This window comes from Pseudomonas sp. RL_5y_Pfl2_69 (assembly GCF_963970465.1).
GTDB lineage: Bacteria > Pseudomonadota > Gammaproteobacteria > Pseudomonadales > Pseudomonadaceae > Aquipseudomonas.
On the sequence record NZ_CAXAOU010000011.1, the window covers coordinates 126,114 to 149,908 of the forward strand.

Consider the following 23,795-nt stretch of genomic DNA (forward strand, 5'->3'; position numbering starts at 1 on the left):
GCTGGTTTTCCTGGGAGCGATGGGGTTCGGCCGGTCAGGCGGCGAGGTGTTTTTTGTCGGCTTCGGTTTTGGGCGAGCGCGTCTCAGGCGTCGGCTTGAGCGCCTGGCTCAGGCGACCGTCCACACCCACCGGCACGTCGCCGTCGATGGTGGTGCGGCGCACGATGCGCTGGGCATCGCCGTAGTCGTTGATCGCAATATGCTGCGTGGCGCGGTTGTCCCAGATCACCACATCGCCTTCCTGCCAGCGCCAGCGCACGGTGTTGTCGACATGGGTAATGCGGTCGTGGAACAGGCGGATCAGTTGTTTGGAGTCATTACTGCTAACACCCTGCAGTTCTTTTACAAAGTGGCCCAACAATAAACTTCTTTCACCGGACTCAGGGTGAACGCGAACCAGGGGATGTTCGGTTTCATACACTTGGGCGGTGAACTGTTCGCGATAACGCTTAAGACCCGACTCATCGGTATCGCGCGGCGCGGCATAGTCATACACATTGGTATGCAAGGCACGCAAACTGTCGGCCAGTTGTTTTAAAGGCTCTGGCAAGTCGGCATAGGCCGATGCGGTATTAGCCCACACGGTATCGCCGCCATAAGGCGGAATGACCACACCGCGCAAGATGGAAATCTTTGGGTAGTTGGCAACAAAGGTCACATCGGTGTGCCAGGAGTTGGCGCGGGTTTCCTTGGCATCCAGATGCAGGATGGCGGCACTTTTCTCGGCAGAGCGCACGGTCGGATGGGGCACCTGATCACCGAAGCGTCGAGAGAAGGCTTCATGTTCGGCGTCATCCAGATGCTGATCACGAAAGAACAGAACTTTGTATTTCAACAGTGCCTGATTAATAAACTCGAATGATTCGGCACTGATATCCCCGCCCAGTTTTATGCCTTCAAGTTGTGCACCAATCCGACCTGCCACAGGTTTTACTTGAATAGTCATTGCGCCACTCCTGCCTCACGAGTTGTTGTGGACAGATCATAAAGGCATAAAAGCAGCGCTGACTAATCACTATTTAATCTAAAGATAGATGAGCACTTTTATAGAACTCAACCCGTTTTAACGACTTTAAATAGTTATAAGTTTTTTGGTTGTAAGGTCATAACGGATTAATTGGAATATGGGTTTCGCCCTTACGGCAAGGTGGGTGGTACTCGCTGCCCGTAGCAGCTGACGAGTAGAACGAGGCTGAAGACGAAGCCCTCATCAATACCGTGCGCGAACGCCTGGCTGCGCCGCAAAGGGTCAAGGTGACACTGGATGACCTTTGATCTTGAGTTACCGCAAATCCAGAGCCCTGTAAAAACAGGATTTCAACTGGGTTAACCCCTCTGGCATATGCCTTGCACCCTCGCAGTATGCTTTTGCCAAGGTGCTGCCTCCCATGAACGAATCACTCGCCGGCCCTCTGGCCTGGGTCAACGGCAGCGATGCCCCGGAAAAAACCGAAATCAACCTGGGTTTTATGGCCCTCACTGATTGCGCCTCGGTGGTGGTGGCCGCCACTCAAGGCTTCGCCCAGCCCTTCGGCCTGACCCTTAACCTCAAGCGCCAGTCGTCCTGGGCCAGCCTGCGGGACAATCTGGTCAGCGGCCAACTCGACGCCGCCCACAGTCTGTACGGCCTGATCTACGCCGTGCACCTGGGCATTGGCGGCGTGGCAGCCAACGACATGGCCGTGCTGATGGGGCTCAATCAAAACGGCCAGAGCCTCAACCTCTCCCACGGCTTGCAGGCCCAGGGCGTGATCCGTCCTGAGGCGCTGCAACAACACGTGCACCAAAGCCGCGCAAAACTGACCTTCGCCCAGACTTTTCCCACGGGAACTCATGCCATGTGGCTGTATTACTGGCTGGCGAGTCAGGGCATTCACCCTTTGCAAGATGTCGACAGCGTGGTGGTGCCGCCGCAACAGATGGTCGCCCACTTGCAAGCCGGACGGATTGACGGGTTTTGCGTCGGCGAGCCCTGGGCCGCCAGTGCGGTGGAACACAATATGGGGTTCACCCTCACCACCACTCAGGCCCTGTGGCCCGATCACCCGGAAAAAGTCCTGGGCTGTACCCGCGCCTTCGTCGAGCAGTACCCCAACACCGCCCGGGCGCTGGTCATGGCGATTCTCGAAGCCAGCCGTTTTATCGAGCAAAGCGACGAAAACCGTCGCAGTACCGCACAGTTGCTGAGCGCCCCCGAGTACCTGAATGCACCCGTCGAGTGCATCGCGCCGCGTTTGCTGGGCGACTACAGCGATGGCCTGGGCAATCACTGGCAAGACCCCCACCCGTTGCGCTTTCATGGCGAGGGTGAGGTCAACCTGCCCTACCTGTCCGACGGCATGTGGTTCATGACCCAGTTCCGCCGCTGGGGCTTGTTGCGCGACGACCCGGATTACCTCGGCGTCGCCCGTCAGGTTCAGCAACTGGCGCTGTACCGCGATGCCGCCAGCGCTGTGGGTGTGAACGCCAGTGGAGCCGACATGCGCAGCAGCCAACTGATCGACGGCAAGGTGTGGGACGGCTCTGACCCCGCAGGCTATGCACGAAGCTTTGCGCTGCATGCCATGAGCGCCAGCGCTCCCCTTCTAGCCCGTCGTTGACTGGAGCCTGCCCATGCTGCGTATCTTGCTGATCAACGACACGGCTAAAAAAGTCGGCCGCCTCAAAGCCGCGCTGAGCGAAGCCGGCTTTGAGGTGATCGACGAATCAGGCCTGACCATCGACCTGCCCGCGCGCGTCGAAACGGTGCGCCCGGATGTGATTCTGATCGATACCGAGTCACCCAGCCGCGATGTGATGGAACAAGTGGTGCTGGTTTCTCGGGACCAGCCACGGCCAATTGTGATGTTCACCGACGAGCACGACCCCGGCGTGATGCGCCAGGCAATCAAGTCCGGGGTCAGTGCGTACATCGTCGAAGGCATTCACGCACAACGTTTGCAGCCCATTCTCGATGTGGCCATGGCCCGCTTTGAAAGCGACCAGGCCCTGCGCGCCCAACTGAACGCCCGGGACCAGCAACTGGCCGAGCGCAAGCGCATCGAACTGGCCAAGGGCCTGTTGATGAAAATGAAAAGCTGCAACGAAGAAGAGGCCTACACCCTGATGCGCCGCCAGGCCATGAGCCGTCAGCAAAAGCTGATTCAGGTCGCGGAACAGATCATTGCCATGAGCGAGTTGCTGGGCTGACACCCCCCCGGGGTTGGCACACTTCTCGCTAAGCAATCCCTACCGGTAACCAACGGCGGTTGCCACACCCAAGACAAAGACGTCGCTGACCTCATTCGCCCATCGCGGATCAGGTAGCGGCGTTTTTTCGTTTTGGTCCTGCTGGCTCATGACTCCTTCTCGAAACGATTAACCGTTGAGGTGCGCGATGAATTCAAGCTTCTGGAAATCCGGCCATACCCCGACCCTGTTCGCAGCCTTTCTCTATTTCGACCTGAGCTTTATGGTCTGGTACCTGCTCGGGCCGCTGGCGGTGCAAATCGCCGCCGACCTGCACCTGACCACCCAACAACGCGGGCTGGTGGTGGCCACGCCGATCCTGGCCGGGGCCTTGCTGCGCTTTGTCATGGGCCTGCTGGCGGATCGCCTGTCACCGAAAACCGCCGGGCTGATCGGTCAGGTCATCGTGATCGGTGCGCTGTTCGTCGCCTGGAAGCACGGCATTCACAGCTACGAACAAGCCTTGCTGCTGGGGCTGTTTCTGGGCATGGCGGGCGCCTCGTTCGCCGTGGCGCTGCCGCTGGCCTCGCAGTGGTATCCGCCACAGCACCAGGGCAAGGCGATGGGCATTGCCGGTGCAGGCAACTCGGGCACGGTGTTCGCCGCCCTGCTGGCCCCGCTGCTCGCCGCCGCCTACGGCTGGAGCAATGTGTTCGGTTTTGCCCTGATCCCGCTGGTGCTGTGCATATTCGTATTTGCCTGGCTGGCCAAGAACGCTCCCGAGCGGCCTAAAGCCAAGTCCATGGGTGATTATTTCAAGGCCCTGGGCGACCGCGACAGCTGGTGGTTCATGTTTTTCTACAGCGTGACGTTCGGTGGCTTTATCGGCCTGGCCAGCGCCCTGCCCGGCTATTTCAACGATCAATACGGGCTGAGCCCGATCACCGCCGGTTACTACACGGCAGCCTGCGTCTTTGGTGGCAGTTTGATGCGGCCTTTGGGCGGCGCTCTGGCGGACCGTTTCGGCGGGATTCGCACCCTGCTGGGCATGTACACCGTAGCGACCATCAGCATCGCGGCAGTGGGCTTCAACCTGCCAAACTCCTACGCCGCACTGGCACTTTTCGTCTGCACCATGCTGGGTCTGGGTGCCGGTAACGGTGCAGTATTCCAATTAGTGCCGCAGCGTTTTCGTCGTGAAATCGGCGTCATGACCGGTTTGATCGGGATGGCCGGTGGTATCGGCGGTTTCGCCCTGGCCGCAGGCATGGGGGCAATCAAGCAAAGCACCGGCAGTTATCAGCTGGCCTTGTGGTTGTTTGCCAGCCTGGGAGTGCTGGCCTGGTTTGGCCTGCATGGGGTCAAGCGCCGCTGGAGAACCACCTGGGGCTCGGCTGCCGTGACCGCAGCCCGCGTGTAAAGCCGTCATGAGCCTGCAACTGAGCTTCGCCCACGCCAGCGCCATCGGCCCGCGCGCCGAGAATCAGGACGCGCTGCGCGAGGTCACGCCGGTGCCGCTGCTGGCCGCGAGCAAAGGCTATTTGTTCGCCATCGCCGATGGTGTCAGCCAATGCGCCGATGGCGGGCTGGCGGCCCGCTCGACCTTGCAGGCGCTGGCGCTGGACTATTACGCCACGCCTGAAACCTGGAGCGTGGCCCAGGCACTGGAGCGCTTGCTGCTCGCGCAAAACCGCTGGCTACAGGCCAATGGCGGCGGGCAACCGCTGCTGACCACGGTCAGTGCCCTGGTGCTGCGCGGCAGGCGGTTTACCCTGGCCCATGTCGGCGATTGCCGGGTGTACCGCTGGCACGGCGAGACCTTGCAGCGCATCAACGAAGATCACGTCTGGGATCAGCCGGGCATGCAGCATGTGCTCAAGCGGGCGTTGGGGCTTGATCAACATCTGGTGGTGGATTTCCTTGATGGGCCGCTGCGTCAGGACGAGACCTTTGTGCTGCTCAGTGACGGCGTGTGGTCGACATTGGGCGATACCGCCATCGCCGCCATTGTGCGTGACCTGCCCGACCTGCAAAGCGCCGCCAGCACCCTGGTCAATGCCGCGCATCGGGCAGGCAGCCAGGACAACGCCAGCGCCCTGCTGGTCAGGGTCGACACCCTGGGCGAGAGCGACATCGGCGATGCCTTGATGCAATTGCAGCAATGGCCATTGCCCCCCGCCCTGAGGCCTGGGCAGCACTTTGAGGGCTGGCAGGTCGAAAGCCATCTGGGCCAGAGTCAGCAATCGCTGCTCTACCGGGTACGGGACGCACAACAACAGCCCTGGCTGCTGAAAACCCTGCCGGCCCGCCTGCATGACGATCATCAGGCAGGGCAGGCCTTGCTGTCGGAGGAATGGTTTCTCAAGCGGGTAGCCGGGCGTCACTTTCCTGAAGTACACCCGGCCAGTCAGCGTCAGCATCTGTACTACGTGATGCGTGAATACCCTGGCATTACCCTGGAAAAACTCTTTGCCAAGGGTGGGCCACTGCCCCTGGCGCAATGGCTGGACCTGGCCGAGCGCCTGCTGCGGGCTGTAGGGCTGCTGCACCGGCGGCAGATTTTTCACCGCGATATCAAGCCGCACAATGTGCTGCTGGGTGACGACGGCGAGCTGCGCGTGCTGGACTTCGGGCTGGCCTACTGTCCGGGCCTGTCTGAGGATCTGCCATCGGCGCTGCCCGGTACCCCCAGCTACATCGCTCCGGAAGCCTTTCGCGGCGAAAAACCCGCCGCCCGACAGGACCTGTATGCCGTGGGCGTGACCCTGTATTACCTGCTGACCGGGCATTATCCCTACGGTGAAATCGAAGCTTTCCAGCGCCCGCGCTTTGGCGTGCCGGTAAGCGCCAGTCGATACCGCCCGGACCTGCCGGAATGGATTGCCCACAGCCTGGAACGCGGCGTTGCAGCCGATCCGCAGCTGCGATTTGAGACTGCCGAAGAGTGGTTGCTGCAACTGGAGCAGGGCGAACGCCAGAGCCTGAACGTACGCCCCAGGCCCTTGCTGGAGCGAGAACCGCTGATGGTATGGCGGGCAGTGGCGTTGATGTCGTTGTTGATCAATCTGGTGCTGATGTTTTTGCTGCTTCACACCTGACAGCCGCTCGAAAACCCTGTAGTCGCTGACGAGCCGTGCGAGGCTGCGATCGGCTGCGAAGCAGTCGTAAAGCCAGCTAAACCGCGTGCTCAGGTTTTACGACCGCTTCGCGCTCGATCGCAGCCTCGCACGGCTCGTCAGCGACTACAGGGGTAACGCTCCAACATCGGGCGGGGCGCTTTCATTCGGTGCATAAAACCCTCACCTCAACATTTCATCGCCCTTTAAACACAGGCCCTGGCAACTTGGCACAACCGCTGCATTAACTCTTTCATCAATCATAAAACCCGGTCTTCAACGACGAAGAACAGGTTTCCCGAGAGAACGGGACAAGGACAAAGGTGTCCTCGCCAGGTAACTGGCGGGACACCTTTTTTGTTTGCGTACGATTTGTCGAGCATGGCCGCGGAGAACCTGATGAAAAAACTAAAACTGGTGATGATCGGCAACGGCATGGCCGGGGTTCGTACCCTGGAAGAATTGCTCAAGCTGAGCAGCGAGCTCTATGACATCACGGTCTTCGGCGCCGAACCCCATGCCAACTACAACCGCATCCTGCTGTCCCCCGTACTGGCCGGTGAACAGACCTTTGATGAGATCGTGCTCAACGATCTGGACTGGTATCTGGACAACAACATCACGCTGCTGCTCAACCGCAGAGTGGTGACGATCGACCGGGTAAAGCGTCGGGTCATTGCCGACGACGGCACCGAGGCCGAATACGATCGCCTGCTGATCGCCACCGGCTCATCGCCGTTCATTCTGCCGATCCCGGGCAACACCCTGGACGGCGTCATCGGCTACCGCGACATTGCCGACACCCAGGCCATGATCGACACCGCCAAAACCCACACCCATGCGGTGGTCATCGGGGGCGGCCTGCTCGGCCTGGAAGCAGCCAACGGCCTGATGCTGCGCGGCATGCATGTGACCGTGATCCACAACGGCGAATGGCTGCTGGATCGCCAACTGGACCGGGTCAGCGGCCAACTGCTGCAAGACGCCCTCGAAGCCAGCGGCCTGCATTTTCGGTTGTGCGAGCAGACCAGCGCCCTGCACGACGCGGGCAATGGCCGGGTCGGGTCGGTGGAATTCAAGAGCGGCCAGATCATCCCTGCCGACCTGGTGGTGATGGCTGCAGGCATTCGCCCCAACATCGAACTGGCAGAGCGTGCGGGCATCCCGTGCAGCCGCGCGATTCTGGTCAACGACACCCTGCAAACCTACGACCCGCGCATTTACGCCATCGGTGAATGCGCCAGCCATCGCGGTATCGCCTATGGCCTGGTGGCTCCCCTGTTCGAGCAGGCCAAGGTCTGCGCCAACCACCTCGCGCAATTGGGCTTTGCCCGCTACCAAGGCTCCGTCACCTCGACCAAGCTGAAGGTCACGGGCATCGACCTGTTTTCTGCGGGGGATTTCATGGGCGGTGAAGGCACCGAAACCATCACCCTGCGTGATCCCATTGGCGGGGTCTACAAGAAGCTGGTGATCAAGGACGACGTGCTGGTGGGGGCCTGCCTGTATGGCGACACCGCTGACGGCAGTTGGTATTTGCGCCAGATCCGTGAGCACCACAGCATTGACGGGATCCGCGATCATCTGATGTTCGGTGAAGAGGTTCTGGCCCTGGGGGACGTGCGCTGATGAACCGCCAGATCACCGCCTCCACCTGCTGCTATTGCGGGGTCGGCTGCGGCGTGCTGATCGAGCATGACGGCGAGCGCATTCTCGGCGTCAGCGGCGATCCGGCCCATCCGGCCAATTTCGGAAAATTGTGCAGCAAGGGCTCGACGCTGCACCTGACCGGCGACCTCAACGCCCGCGCGCTGTACCCGCAACTGCGTCTGGGCAAGGCCCTTGCCCGTGGCCGCACCGACTGGGACAGCGCCCTGGATCACGCCGCCAGCGTGTTCGCCGCCACCATCGCCGAACACGGCCCCGACAGTGTGGCGTTTTACATCTCCGGGCAGTTGCTGACCGAGGACTACTACGCCTTCAACAAACTGGCGCGGGCGCTGGTGGGTACCAACAACATCGACAGCAATTCGCGGCTGTGCATGTCTTCGGCCGTGGTCGGCTACAAGCGCAGCCTGGGCGCCGATGCGCCGCCTTGCAGCTATGAAGACCTTGAGCTGAGCGATTGCGTGATGATCGTCGGCAGCAATATGGCCTACGCCCATCCGATACTGTTTCGCCGACTGGAGGAGGCAAAAGCCCGGCGCCCGCAGATGAAAGTCATCGTTATCGACCCGCGCCGGACCGACACCTGCGACCTGGCCGACCTGCATCTGGCCATTGAACCGGGCTCCGATGTCGCTTTGTTTCACGGGATTTTGCACCTGTTGTTGTGGGAAGACTGGATCGACCGCGACTTTATCAAGGCCCACACCCAAGGCTTGCCCGAGCTGAAAAACCTGGTACGCGACTACACCCCGCAGATGGTGTCGCAGCTCTGCGGCATCAGCGTCGAGCACTTGCAGCAATGCGCCGAATGGGTCGGCACTTCGCCGAGTTTTCTGTCGCTATGGTGCATGGGCCTGAACCAGTCCACCGCGGGCAGTGCGAAAAACAGTGCGCTGATCAATCTGCATCTGGCCACCGGGCAGATCGGCCGTCCGGGTGCAGGGCCGTTCTCCCTGACCGGTCAGCCCAATGCAATGGGCGGGCGCGAAACCGGAAGCCTGTCCAACCTGTTGCCCGGCCACCGCGAGGCCGCCAATCCCGAGCACAGGGCCGAAGTCGCTGCCTACTGGGGCGTTGAACAACTGCCGCACACCACCGGCCTGAGCGCCATCGAGTTGTTCGAGCAGATGGCCAGCGGCAAGATCAAGGCGGTGTGGATTGCCTGCACCAACCCGGCGCAATCCATGCCGGACCAGACCGCCGTGCGGGCGGCGTTGCTGGCCTGCCCGTTTGTGGTGTTGCAAGAGGCGTTTCATACCACCGAAACCGCCGCCTTCGCCGACCTGCTGCTGCCCGCCGCCAGTTGGGGCGAAAAGGACGGCACGGTGACCAACTCCGAGCGGCGTATTTCCCACGTGCGCAAAGCCATCGCAGCACCGGGGGAAGCCCGTTCCGATTGGGCAATTACTGTTGATTTCGCACAGCGTCTGGAAAAACATCTGCGCCCTGCGCAACCCGGCCTGTTTGCGTTTACCCACGCTGCGCAGGTGTTCGACGAGTACAAGTACCTGACCCGAGGGCGTGATCTCGATTTGTCGGGCATCAGCCATGCCGTGCTTGACGCCCTCGGCCCGCAGCAATGGCCCTTCCCTGTCGGCGCCCGTGAAGGCACTGCGCGGTTGTATCTGGACGGGATCTTTCCTACTGCCTCCGGGCGGGCACAGTTTGTCGCCGACCCGTATCGGGCAGCCAAGGAACAGCGCGATGCGGGCTTCCCGCTGACCCTGATCACCGGCCGCCTGCGCGACCAATGGCACGGCATGAGCCGCACCGGCACTGCCGCGCAGTTGTTCGGTCACGTCAGCGAAGCGGTGTTGAGCCTGCACCCGGATGAACTGCGCCGCCATCGCCTGCAACCCGGTGACTTGATCAGCCTCAAAAGTCGACGCGGGGCGGTGATCATGCCGGTCAGCAGCGATGACAGCGTGCGGCCGGGCCAGGCGTTTTTGCCGATGCACTGGGGCGACCGCTTTCTCAAGGGCGGGGTCAACACCCTGACCCTGCCAGCGTTCGACCCGCTGTCCAAACAGCCGGAACTCAAACACAGCGCCGTCAGGCTTGAGCCGGTGCAATTGCCCTGGCAGCTCTTCGCCCTGATAGAAGGCAATGTTCAACAGAAATTCGAAACATTGCGCCCGCTCTGCGAAGCTTTTTCGTATGTGAGTTTCAGCCTGACAGGCCGCGAGCGCCCTGCGCTGTTGATCCGTGCGGCCAGCGCCAGCGCGCCAGACCCGCAACTGCTGCACGACATCGACCACACCCTGGGGCTCGACGAGGGGCCGGTGCTGGCTTACGACGACCCGCGCCGTTGCATTGGCAAGCGGGTACGCATCGACAATGGCCGCATTACTGCCATTCGCCTGGCTGGCGAAACCCTGGCCCAGCACTGGCTGCAAAACCTGTGGCAGGAAGGGCGCGCCGATGAACACCTGCGCCGCTGGCTGCTGGCGCCATTGAGCGCGCCACCCGGCAACGGCGATACCCCGGCCGCGGGCAACAAGATTGTGTGCAACTGCAAGAACGTCAGCCAGGGCGCGATAGGCGCTGGCATTAACCAGGGGCTGGACTTGCAGGGGCTGAAAAATACATTGGGCTGCGGAACGCAATGCGGCTCCTGCGTCCCGGAAATCAAACGCTTGCTGGCTGCCCAGGCGCAGCTGATCGCCGTTATCTCATGAGGAAATCACAATGAGTGCAAAAGTCTGGCTGGTAGGTGCAGGCCCGGGTGATCCGGAGCTGCTGACGCTCAAGGCCGTGCGCGCCCTGCGCGAAGCGGATGTGGTACTGATTGACGATCTGGTCAATGACGCGGTGCTGGAGCATTGCCCGGCTGCCCGAGTGATTTCGGTGGGCAAGCGCGGTGGCTGTCGTTCGACGCCACAGGCGTTTATTCATCGCCTGATGCTGCGTTATGCCCGTCACGGCAAATGCGTGGTGCGGCTCAAGGGTGGCGATCCGTGCATCTTCGGGCGTGGCGGCGAAGAGGCTCAGTGGTTGCGCGAACACGGGGTTGAGGTGGAACTGGTCAACGGCATTACGGCCGGGCTGGCGGGCGCCACGCAATGCGCGATCCCGTTGACCCTGCGCGGCGTGGCCCGGGGCGTGACGCTGGTGACGGCCCACACCCAGGATGAGAGCCAGGTGAACTGGCAGGCGCTGGCACAAAGCGGTACCACGCTGGTGGTGTACATGGGCGTGGCCAAATTGAGCGAAATCCGCGAGCAATTGCTGGCGGGCGGCATGGCGACGGATATGCCGGTGGCCATGATCGAAAATGCCTCCCTGCCCCACCAGCGCGAATGCCGCAGCCATCTGGGTGCGATGGAGCAGGATGCCCAGATGTTCCAACTGAAAAGCCCGGCGATTCTGGTAATTGGACGCGTGGCAGCCGCGAGTGCCGCACAACAGCTATTGGAAACCGACGTGCCCGCGATGGCAGCACTGCAATCTGGCCGGTAGACCACGTCGCCTGAATCGCGAGCAAGCCCGCTCCCACAATTGATGGGGGGCGGAGTCGCGGATGCTGTGGACCGCACAAAACCTGTGGGAGCCGGGCTTGCCCGCGATGGCAGCACTGCAATCTGGCCGGTGACCGCGTCGCCTGAATCGCGAGCAAGCCCGCTCCCACAATGATGGGGGGGCTGTGTCGCGGATGGTGTGGACCGCACAAAACCTGTGGGAGCCGGGCTTGCCCGCGATGGCAGCACTGCAATCTGGCCGGTAGACCGCGTCGCCTGAATCGCGAGCAAGCCCGCTCCCACAATGATGGGGGGCTGTGTCGCGGATGGTGTGGACCGCACAAACCTGTGGGAGCCGGGCTTGCCCGCGATGGCAGCACTGCAATCTGGCCGGTAGACCGCGTCGCCTGAATCGCGAGCAAGCCCGCTCCCACAATGATGGGGGGGCTGTGTCGCGGATGGTGTGGGCCGCACAAAACCTGTGGGAGCCGCGCTTGCCCGCGATGGCAGCACTGCAATCTGGCCGGTAGACCCCGTCGCCTGAATCGCGAGCAAGCCCGCTCCCACAATGATGGGGGGGCTGTGTCGCGGATGCTGTGGACCGCACAAAACCTGTGGATGGTGCCTGAGACGTTGTATTGGGGTGATCTCAAACGACCCCCCTTTGTCGCGCTGTTGGCACGCTCGCGCGCTGTGCCCCTGTGCAAAGCGGCTATTTACTGAGCCGAATCGACCCCCGCCGTCATCCCGGTGCCATGGGGGTTTGTTTCCTTGACGGGCATTCAGCCTTCGAGGAGTCCCCATGATTCGCCCCACGTTACTGGCACTCGCGCTCTTATCCGTGATCAACAACGCCTGCGCCGAACCCGGTCCGCCACTGCCCCATTCCCCCGGCGCACCTTATGCAGCCAGCAGTCTGGCGGACCGTATTGTGCTGACGCCGGGTGCCAATCCCGCTCGGGAAATGGCCGTGACTTTTCGCACGGACACCCGCCAGCTCACCAGTCAGTTGCAGTTGGCTGTGGCACTCGACGGCCCGCAACTGGATAAAGCCGCACGCGTGATCGAAGGCATCCCCCTGAGCCTGGAGACCGAGAACGGCGCCGCCCTTTTCCACCAGGTACGCCTGCACGACTTGCAACCGGACACCGCCTACGTGTATCGGGTCAAGGGCACCGATGGCTGGAGCGAATGGCTGCAGTTCCGTACCGCCGCCGAGGGGTTCAAACCGTTCAGTTTTATCTACATGGGCGATATGCAAAACGACATTCTGTCGCTGGCCTCACGCAGTGTTCGCCAGGCGCTGCAAAGTGTCGCCAACCCGGCGCTGATCGTTCACGCGGGCGATCTGGTGTCGCAACGCGACGACCTTGTGCATGACGATCAATGGGGAGAATGGAATCAGGCCGGTGGTTTTCACTACGGGATGATTCCCCAGGTGCTGGCCGCCGGAAATCACGAGTACCTGGACAGCCTCAACCCCGACGGCAGCGAAAGCCGTACCCTTGGCCCGCACTGGAGCCGCCAGTTTGCCCTGGCGCAAAACGGGGTCGAAGGGCTGAAAAGCACCACCTACTTTGTCGACTATCAGGGCGTGCGTTTTATCGTGCTCGATGGCACCTCGGCCCTGGACATGGGCTCCCTGGCCCAGCAAACCCGGTGGCTTGAGCAAAGCCTGAAAACCAGCCGTGCCCGCTGGAATATCGTGGTCAGTCACCAGCCCGTCTTTACCTGTGCCCGCCCTGAAGATACCGAGCCATTGAAGCTCGCCTGGAAGCCTGTGTTCGAGCGGTATGCGGTGGATCTGGTGTTGCAGGGCCATGACCATTGCTACAGCCGTGTCACCGATGAAGCCGGTCGTGTGGCATCGAAGGCGGCCCGCGCGGGCGGCAAGATTCAGGGTCCGGTGTATATGGTGTCGGTGGCCGGTTCCAAGATGTATGGCCTCAATGACCGGGCACAACAGCAGCCGGATCGCAGCGCCGAAGAAACCCAGCTGTACCAGACCATCGAGGTGCAGGACTCCCGCCTGAGGGTGCGCAGCTATACCGCGGCGGGCACGCTGTATGACGCGTTTGACCTGGAGCGCGACGCCAGAAACCGCAACCATCTGCGCGAGCCGGTGAAGTCCCTGCCTGCCGAGCGCGCCTGCACGCAAACGGCAGGCCCCGATGGTTTTGCCTGCAGCTCACGGGCCAAATAAGTCGCCTGTGGGAGCGGGCTTGCTCGCGATACGATCGACGCGGTGTAACGGATTAACCGCATCGTCTGCATCGCGAGCAAGCCCGCTCCCACAATGAGTGGCCGGGTCCGGGGCCTGGTTGATCAGGTGATCGGTGCCGGGTTGAACAGGGTGATGTCGTTGTGCAGTTTGTGCTGCTCGGCCCAGGTGTGTTTTTTACCGCTGGCGACGTCCAGGTAGTAATGGAACAGCTCCCAACCCAGGTCTTCGATGGTCGCGCGCCCGGTGGCGATGCGCCCGGCGTCGATATCGATCAGGTCCGGCCAGCGCTGGGCCAGTTCGGTGCGCGTCGACACTTTCACCACGGGGGCCATTGCCAGCCCATACGGAGTGCCGCGCCCGGTCGTGAACACGTGCAGGTTCATCCCGGCAGCCAGTTGCAAGGTGCCGCACACAAAGTCGCTGGCTGGCGTCGCACAAAAAATCAGTCCTTTGCGCGTGAAGCGCTCGCCCGGGCCAAGCACACCATTGATCGCGCTGCTGCCGGACTTGACGATGGACCCCAGGGATTTCTCGACGATATTCGACAACCCGCCCTTCTTGTTGCCCGGCGTGGTGTTGGCGCTGCGGTCTGCTTCGCCCTTGGCCAGGTAGCGGTCGTACCAGTCCATTTCCCGCACCAGCTCCTGGGCGACGGCCTGGGTCTCGGCACGGGAAGTCAGCAGGTAGATGGCATCGCGCACTTCGGTGACTTCGGAAAACATCACCGTTGCCCCCGCACGCAACAACAAGTCCGAGGCATAACCCAGCGCCGGATTGGCGGTGATCCCGGAAAACGCATCGCTGCCGCCGCATTGCATGCCCAGGATCAATTCAGACGCCGGTACGGTTTCGCGACGGCGCTGATCGAGTTTCTTGAGGCGGACTTCGGCCAGGGCCATGATCTGCTCGATCATCTCGGTAAAGCCGTGGCTGGAATCCTGCAGGCGGTACAGCCACGGATCGCTCAGGTCCACCGAGCTGTCGTTTTCGTGCATCACCTGGCCGGCCTGCAATTTCTCGCAGCCCAGACCGATGACCAGCGCTTCACCGCCCAAGTTGGGGTTGCGCGCCAGGTTACGTACCGTGCGGATCGGGATATAGGCGTCGGTGGCGCTGATCGCCACCCCACAGCCGTAGCTGTGGGTCAACGCAACGACATCGTCGACATGGGGGTAAAGGGGCAGCAGTTCTTCCTTGATCCGCTTGACCGCATGGTCCAGCACGCCGGTCACGCACTGCACGGTGGTGGTGATGCCCAGAATATTGCGCGTGCCCACGGTACCGTCGGCGTTGCGATACCCTTCGAAGGTGTAGCCCTCAAGGGGTGCCTGCGCGGGCGGAACATCCGTGGACAGCGGCAGGCTGTCCAGGGGCGGGGCGGTGGGCATGCGCAGCTGGTCTTCGTTGACCCAGCTGCCCCGCGCAATGGCTTGCAGGGCGTAGCCGATGATCTGGCCGTAGCGAATCACTTCGCCGCCCTGGGGGATGTCTTCCAGAGTGACTTTGTGGCTCTGGGGCACAAAGTCCAGCGTCACGAGGCCATCCGCAAACACAGTACCGGCCGGTACGCCCTGGTCATTGACCACGACCGCAACGTTATCCAGCGGGTGCAAGCGGATCGAGCGCGGCGAATCAGAATGTTCAATCAACGTCATGATGCCGCTCCTCAAGAATTCACAGGTTTAAGTTCAGCAGTTTTCGGGTCAGTGGTCGGTGGCTCTTTGAGTACCACACGCTTGATCGGCCCGACGATGACCAGGTAGCTGAACACTGCCATCAATGCGTTGCAACCGACAAACACCAGCGCCCATTTGAACGAGCCGGTGGTGCTGATGATGTAACCGATGACGATGGGAGTGGTAATGGAAGCGAGGTTGCCAAAGGTATTGAACAGGCCACCGCTCAGGCCGGCGATCTGCTTGGGCGAGGTGTCGGAGACCACGGCCCAGCCCAGTGCGCCCACGCCTTTACCGAAGAATGCCAGGGCCATGAAGCCAACCACCATCCATTCAACGTCCACATAGTTACAGGCCACGATGCTGCTCGATACCAGCAGGCCGACGATGATCGGCGCCTTGCGGGCGAACGTCAGCGAATGGCCTTTGCGCAGCAGGTAATCGGAAATCACCCCGCCCAACACCCCACCGATAAATCCGCAGATTGCAGGCAATGACGCAATGAAGCCCGCCTTGAGGATGGTCATGCCGCGGTCCTGTACCAGATACACGGGGAACCAGGTCAGGAAGAAGTAGGTAATACCGTTGATGCAGTACTGGCCCAGATACACACCGAGCATCATGCGGTTGGTGAGCAGTTGGCGTATGTAGTCCCATTTGGGGCCGTCAGACTTTTTGCCTTTCTGGTCCATATCGACCATGCCGCCGTTTTCAGCGATGTACTTGAACTCTGCCTCGTTGATGCGAGGGTGTTCACGCGGGCTGTAGATCACCTTGAGCCAGATGCCCGAGAAGACGATACCCAGGATGCCCATGACGATGAACACATGCTCCCAACCAAAGGAGTAGACGATCCAGCCCATCAACGGTGCGAACAGCACAGTGGCGAAGTATTGCGCCGAGTTGAAGATCGCGGACGCTGTGCCACGTTCTGCCGTAGGGAACCAGGCCGCAACGATTCGGGCGTTTCCGGGAAAAGAGGGTGCTTCGGCCAGCCCCACCAGAAAGCGCAGCATAAACAGCGCAACGACCGCTGTGGACATGCCGAACTCACCGATAAAGCCTTGCAGCACGGTGAACAGAGACCAGGTGAAGATACTCAGGGCGTAAACTTTTTTGGAACCGAAACGGTCGAGGAGCCAGCCACCGGGGATTTGTCCGGCCACGTAGGCCCAGCCAAATGCGGAGAAGATATAACCCAGGGTTACGGCATCGATGCCGAGGTCTTTTTGCAGGCTGGAGCCTGCGATGGCGATAGTTGCACGGTCTGCATAATTGATTGTGGTCACCAGGAAAAGCATGAGCAAAATCATATAACGGACATGCGTCGGCTTGGTCGCTTGCATGAGGTACTACTCCCACTGTTTATTTTTATGCGCGGGTGAATCTATTTTTTTGGTGTAGCTGACTTACAGTTTCTACAGATAAATGCGCTAGCCGACGGTCGTAATCCTTCACACAAAAGGCCGCTGATTTCTCAGCGGCCTTGGCTTTTGCTTACTGCGGACCTTGCTTGTCGATCAAGGCAGCCAGTGCCTCGTACTCTTCTGGCAACAAGTCGGTCAGTGGCGTACGCACCGGGCCAGCACTGTAACCGGAAATAGTGGCGCCAGCCTTGACGATGCTGACCGCGTAACCGGATTTGCGGTTACGAATGTCCAGGTAAGGCAGGAAGAAGTCGTCGATGATCTTGCCCACGGTGGCGTGATCTTCACGGGCCACGGCGTGGTAGAAATCCATCGCGGTTTTCGGGATGAAGTTGAACACCGCCGAGGAGTAAACCGGTACGCCCAGCGCCTTGTAGGCGGCAGCGTAGACTTCGGCGGTCGGCAGGCCGCCCAGGTAGCTGAAGCGATCGCCGAGGCGGCGACGGATCGACACCATCAACTCGATGTCGCCCAGGCCATCCTTGTAACCGATCAGGTTCGGGCAACGCTCGGCCAGACGCTCCAGCAGCGGCGCGGTCAAGCGGCAGACGTTACGGTTGTAGACGATCACGCCGATTTTTACCGACTTGCACACCGCCTCAACGTGGGCGGCAACGCCGTCCTGGCTGGCTTCAGTCAGGTAGTGCGGCAGCAGCAGCAAACCTTTGGCACCCAGGCGCTCGGCTTCTTGAGCGTACTCGATGGCCTGACGGGTCGAACCGCCTACACCGGCGAGGATCGGCACGCTGGTGGCGCAGGTATCAACGGCAGTTTTGATCACTTGCGAATATTCGCTGGCTGCCAGGGAGAAGAACTCACCGGTGCCGCCTGCTGCGAACAGGGCCGAGGCGCCGTACGGGGCCAGCCATTCCAGGCGCTTGATGTAGCCCTCGCGGTGGAAATCACCTTGAGCATTGAAGTCGGTTATCGGGAAGGACAACAGACCGGAAGAGAGGATGGACTTCAGTTCTTGTGGATTCATTATTCGAACACCCTGGGAGCACGTTGTGATGAAAAATACGTAAGCACTTCGCTACGTCGTACGTCATCGTACAACTTAAAAAGATAAGGTCAATATCATTTCGTGAATTCGTGTTCAGTGGCGTCTGAATTTGGCCTGATGAAAATCACAAAGCCCGTCTAATACGGGCTTTGTGAGAGTTGCGCAGGGTTGAAATTAAATTTCCGAGAGGAGGTAGGTTGTCTGAGAACAACCGTTTACAACCTGAATTCCGTAGCAGCTGCCAAGGGACGAAGGCTGCGTTCGGGTGCGTAGCGCCCGCTAATCCTGAATCCAGGATTGGCCTGACGCACCGCAGTGCCCGGGTTTGCGACGACTGCGTCGCCGGACGCAGCCTTCGGCAGCTGCTACGAATTGGCGAATCCTACCCGCGTTGCGCTTCTGCTTCTTCATGGGCGTGACGCAGGCGTTCGCGGCTGTTGGTCAGGTGCAGGCGCATGGCCGCACGGGCCGCTTCGGAATCCTGACGGGCAATGGCCTGGTAGATTTCTTCGTGCTCGCGGTTAAGCCGGGTCATGTAGTGCTGCTGGTCATCATGGGCCAGACGCGCCGAATTGAGACGGGTACGCGGAATGATGCTGGTGCCCAGGTGAGTCATGATGTCGGTGAAGTAGCGGTTGCCCGTCGACAGCGCAATCTGCAGGTGGAACTGAAAGTCCGACGCCACGGCATCGCCATTGCGTGCCGCGTTTTCATTCAGGGCATCCAGCGCTGCACGCATGGCTGCCAATTGTTCCTCATTGCGACGCTGGGCAGCCAACCCGGCAGACTCCACTTCAAGGCTGATACGCAGTTCAAGAATCGCCAGCACATCGCGCAAGGTAACGACAGTCGCCGGGTCGATCCGAAAACCGCTCGGGCTCGGCGTATCCAGCACAAAGGTGCCGATACCGTGGCGGGTCTCGACCTGCCCGGCCGCCTGCAAACGGGAAATCGCTTCGCGCACCACCGTGCGGCTGACGCCGTGCGCCTCCATGATCGCTGACTCGGTAGGCAACTTGTCGCCACGCTTGAGCATACCGTCGCGGATCTGCTCGGACAGCACCGTCACCAACTCTTGCGCGAGGCTACGGCGCTTGCGAGGGAGGCGGGGTACGTCGATCTGGTTATCCATGTTGAACATTTTTCTCGAAATCAAAGGGGTCAGGGGCACTTCATGAAAGCAGCTGAAAAATCGCCCTGACACACCGGACGTCCGTGCTGCTGTGCTCCCGCATGGATGCATCATAGCTCAAGCCGGTTGTACGATCACCCGCTGACACAGGTGAACGCAAAACCTGCCGCCGCCGTCTTGCCTGCGATGCTGCCCGCGGGCTTATCAGGCCGTCTGCGGCGAGGACTCATCCGCTTGGCTCTCACTCACCACAAACGGGTCGTCCGGGATCCAGAACAAAAACGGGTCCTTGGCCGGCCGGTTGTCATAAGGTCGACTCCCCTCCTCCTGCGCTGATGCACCGGCACGACGAAAGCCATACACCTGGCGCCGCTCGACATGAATGCTCGGAGCCGCCCCTTCCCCACTGGCAGGCTCGATGTTCATGGCCTTCAAGGTGGCCAGCAAATCTTCAATGATCAGCTGGCGATTCAACGTGAACGCCGACGCGAAGCAGCGCCAGAAGCGCCAGCCCGCACGCTCCAGAATGCGCTGGCGGCGCATGTCGCTGTCCCAGCGGTCCGGCCCGTGAAAGCGGTCGCCATCACACTCGATCGCCAGGCGGCTGTCGTTGTCCCCCTCCACCACCATGTCGATCCGATAAGCCCCGACGCCAACCTGCGGGATAACCCGATAACCGCGCTGCGTCAGTTCATCGTACATATCGCGTTCGAAACCCGATTCGCACAACTCGCGCAGATCGCTGACCTGCGCGGCATCCTGCGTGAACGGGGTCTCAAAGTGTTCAATCAGGCCTCGGCGCAAACCATCGACCGCACTCAGGTCGGTAAGCTCGACGCTGCGCACCAGATACATTCGGTCCCGCGCCCGCGACGCGGCCACATTGAAGCGCTGGGCAATCGAGTCGCGGCTGTTGGCAAAACAGTCGCCGGGGCTGGCCACCATCGACAGGAACATGATGTCCCGCTCCTTGCCCTGGAAAGTGCGCGCATCGCCACAGCTGATCTGGAACTGGGTGATCACTTCTTCACCCAGCTCCTTGGTCAGCATCTGCATGACTTTTTGCGCCTGCTCGGCCCCCAGCAACGAGACCACGCCAATGCTGCGCCCCGCGATCTGCGGCATGGCAATCAGGCGGCGGATTTCCTCGACAATCACATTGGCTTCGCCGAGGTTGAACTTGCCCTTTTTCTCCCCGTCCATCACCCGCAAATCCACCAGCGGCGGGTCCAGGCGCTCGGTCACCATCGGCAGGCGCAGTGGCTTGAGTTCGTGGTTGTAGAACTCGCGCTTGGAGTATTCGATGATCGGCGCCACGCAGCGGAAATGCTCGCGCAGCATGGTGCCGCTCTTGGCAAACACCACTTTGAACAGGTCGTACAGCGAACGCTCGGGGGACATCAATGGCCGGTAGAGCCCGACCTGATTGCCCAAGAAGCGCGCCATCATGTTCTGCACACGCTCTTCTTCCATACCGATACCGTCCGGCGAGACTTGTTTGTCATCGCCCACCACCAGCACTTTTTTCGCCCGCAACAACGCTGGCAATGCCGTCAGGTCAGACTGGGACGCCTCATCGATGATCACCAGATCAAAGGCACCGTACTGGGCCGGCAAGCTTTCGCAAATGCGGTAATGGGGCATGATCCAGCACGGGATCGCCGAGATCGCCACATCGGCGGCCAATCGTGCGTCCTGCCGGTAACGCCCGGCACGAACGCCCGTCCCCTTGCCGATTTTGCGGATCGCGGTGCGGTACAACTCCAGGGCAGCCCTGACACTCGGCGTGGCGTTCTCCGACAACCGCAGCCAGGTGCGCTTGACCACCGCATCCTGATACAGGCGCGACAGGTTCAGCTCCAGTTCACCGCGTAATGTGAACAGGCGCTTGAGGTCTTCGCGCCCGTCGATACTGTCGAGGTAACGCGCCAGACGGCTCAGGCGCCACACCTCCAGGCAGTTGTCCGGGAGCAGGTCATCCACCGGCTCCAGGCTCGGTTCGTCGCGCAAACGGGCGGCCCAGATCAGGCCGCCGCTGTGTGCGATGAGGTCCGTCACCTGTTGCACCGTGCCGAGCGCACCCGTCAAAGCCAACACCCGGCGCAGCTCGTCCATCAGTTCGGACCACTGCACCTGAAGTTCGGCGGTTGTCACCTGCGGCTGGCCCAGACTGGTGTCCAGAAACCCTTGCAGGCGCTCGCTCACCGCGCCGCCACAACCGGCCAGTGCCGTGTTGAAGGTGTGCTTGATGGCCCAGGTAGCCGCCAGTCGGTGACGCATCAGGTGATGGCGCAAAAAGCCTTCGCCCTTGCCCAGTACCGCCTCGTCACTGCGCAACTGACTGACGTCGGCCCAGTCCACGAGCAGGTGCCTGAGCTCGGTTTGCGCACGGATTTCGCCCTGCTCGGCGCGGACAATATCGCCGTACTGTTCGATCGCCCGGGCCGCCGCCAGCAGTTGCTCGGCATCGGTTTCAAGGGTCGGCAGCGGCATCTCGCCAGCCAGTGCATTCCAGCGCAACAGCAACGTTCGTCCCAGTTGCTGGAAGCGCACAAATGCCTGCACGTGCGCCCAGTCCTGATCGTTCTGCGGCTTGCTGCCCAGCACCAGAATGGCGTCCAGCAACTGTTTCTGGCTGCCCTTGCCGATCAGGCCGGACAACCCGAACGGGCGTCGTCCCTGGGCCAGGTTATCGATGGCGGCCACCACTTCGGGCTGCGCCTGGAGCTCGAATGACAAGCTCACCGGCCGGGCTACAAATGCCTTGCGACCTGTCAGCGCCGCTTCGATCTCGCCCTTGAGGCTGTCAAAAAGCCCCAGCACATCGGCATTGGGGTTGCGCGACAAGTAGGCCTGCATGGCCGGCACCCACGGGTGCTCTGCGCTTTTGAGCTGCACTCGCAGTGCCTGCAACTGCTCCAGGTGATCCACCAGAGCCTGTGCCTGCTCCAGGGTCTGCGTGCTGGCGTCCAGCAAACGCGGCACCTCGCCCGTGCTTTCCTTGTGCTGCAACTGGCTTTCCCGGGCCAGATCCTGGTGGACCTGAATCAGCGTTTGCGCATCCGGGAAGTCGGCCAGTTGCGGGACTTTGTGGCCCAGATAAGCCAGCGAATCCTTGAGTTCAAGCCGCGCTTCACGCAAGGCGATGATGTCTTGCAGGCTGAAACGCGGGCGATGTTCGTCCCCCACCCCGATCTGATCGGCAAAACCGTTGATCTCGTCTTGCGCCGCAGCGACCTGCAACGCGGCATGGGTCGGACTCAGACGTTCGCCGTCGATTTCCAGGTCTGACAGGTTGCGTTCGGCCCAGTGGGTAATCTCACGGTCGACACTGGTCATCTGACCGTGGAGGGTATTGATTTCGTCGTCAATCTGGCCGATTTCGCGCTTGTACAGCGACCGATCAATCCGCTGGACCTCAGCTGAGATTTTCTGAATGGCGAACTCGAACTGCTTCATGCCGTCCGCTTCGCTGCTCAGCAGACTGATTGCCAGCGGGCGAATGTCTTCGGGGAGTTTTTCCTGCAGCACGGCCAGTGCCGGGTCTTTCATCGACGTCACCAGCACCCGCTTGCCATTGGCCAGGTAATGGCTGATGACGTTGGCAATGGTGTGAGTCTTGCCGGTGCCTGGCGGGCCCTGCACCACAACCCCGTCGTGCATCTCCAGCAACTGGATGATTTGCACCTGTTCGTCGTTGTAAGGCTTGGGAAAGTACAGCTCATGAACCTTGGTCCCAGGCGCATCGCCACCTTGGGAGCCACTGACGTAGGACAAACCCCGGAACGGGGGCAGGACTACGTCCTCAAGCACGCTGGAAGGTTCGGTCAAGATCGCCTGCAAGGCCGGTGGCAGTTCACCGATTGCCTCGATCTCGCCTTCAAAACGGCCCAGGTCTTCAATAAACATATTGCTGTCGCGGGTGCGGGCAAACAGGGTCCAGGTGTCTGTCACGCACAAATGCTCGGCGGCCTTGGGCACCGAGCGATCGCCCTCGGCAACCGTCACCGGCAAAAACTGCCCCTGGGCATCGAGCAGTGAAGAGGCAGAGCGAATCACCGGTTCATGACTGGAAGAATTGAACGGGCTGATTGCGGCCTGCTGTTTCTTGAAGAAATCCTTGGCCAGGGTCGCCAATGCCCCTACCCCCGGAATATCGGCGGCCACGTAGGCGTCGACTTCCAGCCGGGGCTCAGCGGCGCGTGGCCGGACTTCGATGGCCATTGAGTCCGGGTTAATGGCTATCTCGACCAACTGGCTGATCAACGGGTAGTGGATGACGCCAACCACGGGGTGTTCCCACGTCGAAACGCCCAATCCCCAGACCAGTTCCAGTTGCGCATCCCCCAGATTGCCCTGCATCTGCTGCACCAGCAGAAACAGTTCGGCATAGAGTTCGATGCTTTTACGCCGCAGTTTTTCCTCTGCGGCCCACAGTCGCCAGGCAGTTTGGCTGTAGGACTTGAACTGCGCCCTGATCTCGCCAGCGTCCAGGCAATCCTCAAGATTCACCCACTCATCCGCCGGGGCGTCTTCGCTGAGCTCGATGCCGACCGCGGTCAACCGCGTAAGCTGCGGCTCGGACAACAGGCCACTGTTGATCAGCGCCTCACGTGTCACCCGAAGTTTTAGCGCAGGTTCGGTTTGCGGTGTGCCCTTGAGTTCGATCCACAGCGCCAGCAACGGGCTCAAGGGCGCGGGCGGGCGGGTCTCGTGCAAACGCTCAAGCCGCAACCAGACTTCATCTTCGTCACCCTCCAGCACATCCAGGCTGACACCCGGCAATGCCCGCAGCTTTTCTTCGCTGGCACTGAATGCGTTGTGTTGGTTGACGGTCAACGCTGGCCGCTTTTGCATGAGTGCCGTCTGTTTTACAAATTCAATCAGACCGGCGAGACGTGCGCGTACTGTATCCATGTGTGA

13 protein-coding genes and 2 pseudogenes are annotated in these 23,795 nt (G+C 61.1%); 9 read left to right on the forward strand and 6 right to left on the reverse strand.

Going from position 1 to position 23,795, the window contains the following annotated elements; all coding sequences use genetic code 11:
• Positions 1-34: 34 nt before the first annotated feature.
• The gene (locus AACY07_RS18465; RefSeq protein WP_133078854.1) at positions 35-946 is read right to left on the reverse strand and encodes a TauD/TfdA dioxygenase family protein; all 912 of its coding nucleotides are present in this window, start codon (positions 944-946) and stop codon (positions 35-37) included.
• Between the two features lie 248 nt (positions 947-1,194).
• Here AACY07_RS18465 and AACY07_RS18470 point away from each other — a divergent pair.
• The 9 genes and pseudogenes from AACY07_RS18470 to AACY07_RS18510 all read left to right on the forward strand — a co-directional run.
• Positions 1,195-1,275 (forward strand): annotated as a pseudogene (locus tag AACY07_RS18470) (type II toxin-antitoxin system RelB/DinJ family antitoxin); the annotation flags it as partial.
• 113 nt (positions 1,276-1,388) lie between these two features.
• Positions 1,389-2,600 carry a CmpA/NrtA family ABC transporter substrate-binding protein gene (locus tag AACY07_RS18475; RefSeq protein WP_339476634.1) on the forward strand — a complete coding sequence of 404 codons (1,212 nt, stop codon included), beginning with the start codon at positions 1,389-1,391 and terminating at the stop codon, positions 2,598-2,600.
• A gap of 13 nt (positions 2,601-2,613) precedes the next feature.
• The gene (locus AACY07_RS18480; protein WP_133078852.1) at positions 2,614-3,189 is read left to right on the forward strand and encodes an ANTAR domain-containing response regulator; all 576 of its coding nucleotides are present in this window, start codon (positions 2,614-2,616) and stop codon (positions 3,187-3,189) included.
• Between the two features lie 187 nt (positions 3,190-3,376).
• Complete coding sequence (locus tag AACY07_RS18485) at positions 3,377-4,588, forward strand: nitrate/nitrite transporter (protein WP_339476636.1); 1,212 nt, start codon at positions 3,377-3,379, stop codon at positions 4,586-4,588.
• A gap of 7 nt (positions 4,589-4,595) precedes the next feature.
• Entirely contained in the window at positions 4,596-6,266 is a 1,671-nt protein-coding gene (locus AACY07_RS18490) for a bifunctional protein-serine/threonine kinase/phosphatase (RefSeq protein ID WP_339476638.1), read from the forward strand.
• Between the two features lie 417 nt (positions 6,267-6,683).
• Positions 6,684-7,907 (forward strand): annotated as a pseudogene (locus AACY07_RS18495) (NAD(P)/FAD-dependent oxidoreductase); the annotation flags it as partial.
• 5 nt (positions 7,908-7,912) lie between these two features.
• Entirely contained in the window at positions 7,913-10,630 is a 2,718-nt protein-coding gene (locus tag AACY07_RS18500; RefSeq protein ID WP_339476640.1) for a nitrate reductase, read from the forward strand.
• A 10-nt stretch (positions 10,631-10,640) separates the two neighbouring features.
• A complete protein-coding gene (gene cobA / locus AACY07_RS18505; RefSeq protein WP_339476642.1) occupies positions 10,641-11,411 on the forward strand; it encodes a uroporphyrinogen-III C-methyltransferase in 771 nt (256 codons plus the stop codon).
• A gap of 801 nt (positions 11,412-12,212) precedes the next feature.
• Complete coding sequence (locus AACY07_RS18510; protein WP_339476645.1) at positions 12,213-13,613, forward strand: metallophosphoesterase family protein; 1,401 nt, start codon at positions 12,213-12,215, stop codon at positions 13,611-13,613.
• A 122-nt stretch (positions 13,614-13,735) separates the two neighbouring features.
• Here AACY07_RS18510 and garD read toward each other — a convergent pair whose 3' ends face one another.
• The 5 genes from garD to AACY07_RS18535 all read right to left on the reverse strand — a co-directional run bounded on the left by garD (position 13,736) and on the right by AACY07_RS18535 (position 23,789).
• Positions 13,736-15,289 carry a galactarate dehydratase gene (gene garD / locus AACY07_RS18515; RefSeq protein WP_219262380.1) on the reverse strand — a complete coding sequence of 518 codons (1,554 nt, stop codon included), beginning with the start codon at positions 15,287-15,289 and terminating at the stop codon, positions 13,736-13,738.
• Positions 15,290-15,300: 11 nt separating this feature from the next.
• Entirely contained in the window at positions 15,301-16,656 is a 1,356-nt protein-coding gene (locus AACY07_RS18520; protein WP_133078844.1) for an MFS transporter, read from the reverse strand.
• A 151-nt stretch (positions 16,657-16,807) separates the two neighbouring features.
• Positions 16,808-17,719 (reverse strand): 5-dehydro-4-deoxyglucarate dehydratase, encoded by a 912-nt coding sequence (kdgD, locus tag AACY07_RS18525; protein ID WP_133078843.1) that lies wholly within the window; start codon positions 17,717-17,719, stop codon positions 16,808-16,810.
• Between the two features lie 403 nt (positions 17,720-18,122).
• On the reverse strand, positions 18,123-18,872 hold the full coding sequence (locus tag AACY07_RS18530) for an FCD domain-containing protein (RefSeq protein WP_133078842.1): 750 nt from the start codon (positions 18,870-18,872) through the stop codon (positions 18,123-18,125).
• A 204-nt stretch (positions 18,873-19,076) separates the two neighbouring features.
• On the reverse strand, positions 19,077-23,789 hold the full coding sequence (locus tag AACY07_RS18535) for an AAA domain-containing protein (protein WP_339476650.1): 4,713 nt from the start codon (positions 23,787-23,789) through the stop codon (positions 19,077-19,079).
• Positions 23,790-23,795: the final 6 nt, after the last annotated feature.

Coding starts and splice junctions, on each gene's coding strand:
- AACY07_RS18535 (WP_339476650.1), bottom strand. CDS start 23,789: ATGGATACAGTACGCGCACGTCTCGCCGGTCTGATTGAATTTGTAAAA.
- AACY07_RS18520 (WP_133078844.1), bottom strand. CDS start 16,656: ATGCAAGCGACCAAGCCGACGCATGTCCGTTATATGATTTTGCTCATG.
- AACY07_RS18480 (WP_133078852.1), top strand. CDS start 2,614: ATGCTGCGTATCTTGCTGATCAACGACACGGCTAAAAAAGTCGGCCGC.
- AACY07_RS18510 (WP_339476645.1), top strand. CDS start 12,213: ATGATTCGCCCCACGTTACTGGCACTCGCGCTCTTATCCGTGATCAAC.
- AACY07_RS18490 (WP_339476638.1), top strand. CDS start 4,596: ATGAGCCTGCAACTGAGCTTCGCCCACGCCAGCGCCATCGGCCCGCGC.
- AACY07_RS18500 (WP_339476640.1), top strand. CDS start 7,913: ATGAACCGCCAGATCACCGCCTCCACCTGCTGCTATTGCGGGGTCGGC.
- cobA (WP_339476642.1), top strand. CDS start 10,641: ATGAGTGCAAAAGTCTGGCTGGTAGGTGCAGGCCCGGGTGATCCGGAG.
- kdgD (WP_133078843.1), bottom strand. CDS start 17,719: ATGAATCCACAAGAACTGAAGTCCATCCTCTCTTCCGGTCTGTTGTCC.
- AACY07_RS18485 (WP_339476636.1), top strand. CDS start 3,377: ATGAATTCAAGCTTCTGGAAATCCGGCCATACCCCGACCCTGTTCGCA.
- AACY07_RS18475 (WP_339476634.1), top strand. CDS start 1,389: ATGAACGAATCACTCGCCGGCCCTCTGGCCTGGGTCAACGGCAGCGAT.
- AACY07_RS18465 (WP_133078854.1), bottom strand. CDS start 946: ATGACTATTCAAGTAAAACCTGTGGCAGGTCGGATTGGTGCACAACTT.
- AACY07_RS18530 (WP_133078842.1), bottom strand. CDS start 18,872: ATGGATAACCAGATCGACGTACCCCGCCTCCCTCGCAAGCGCCGTAGC.
- garD (WP_219262380.1), bottom strand. CDS start 15,289: ATGACGTTGATTGAACATTCTGATTCGCCGCGCTCGATCCGCTTGCAC.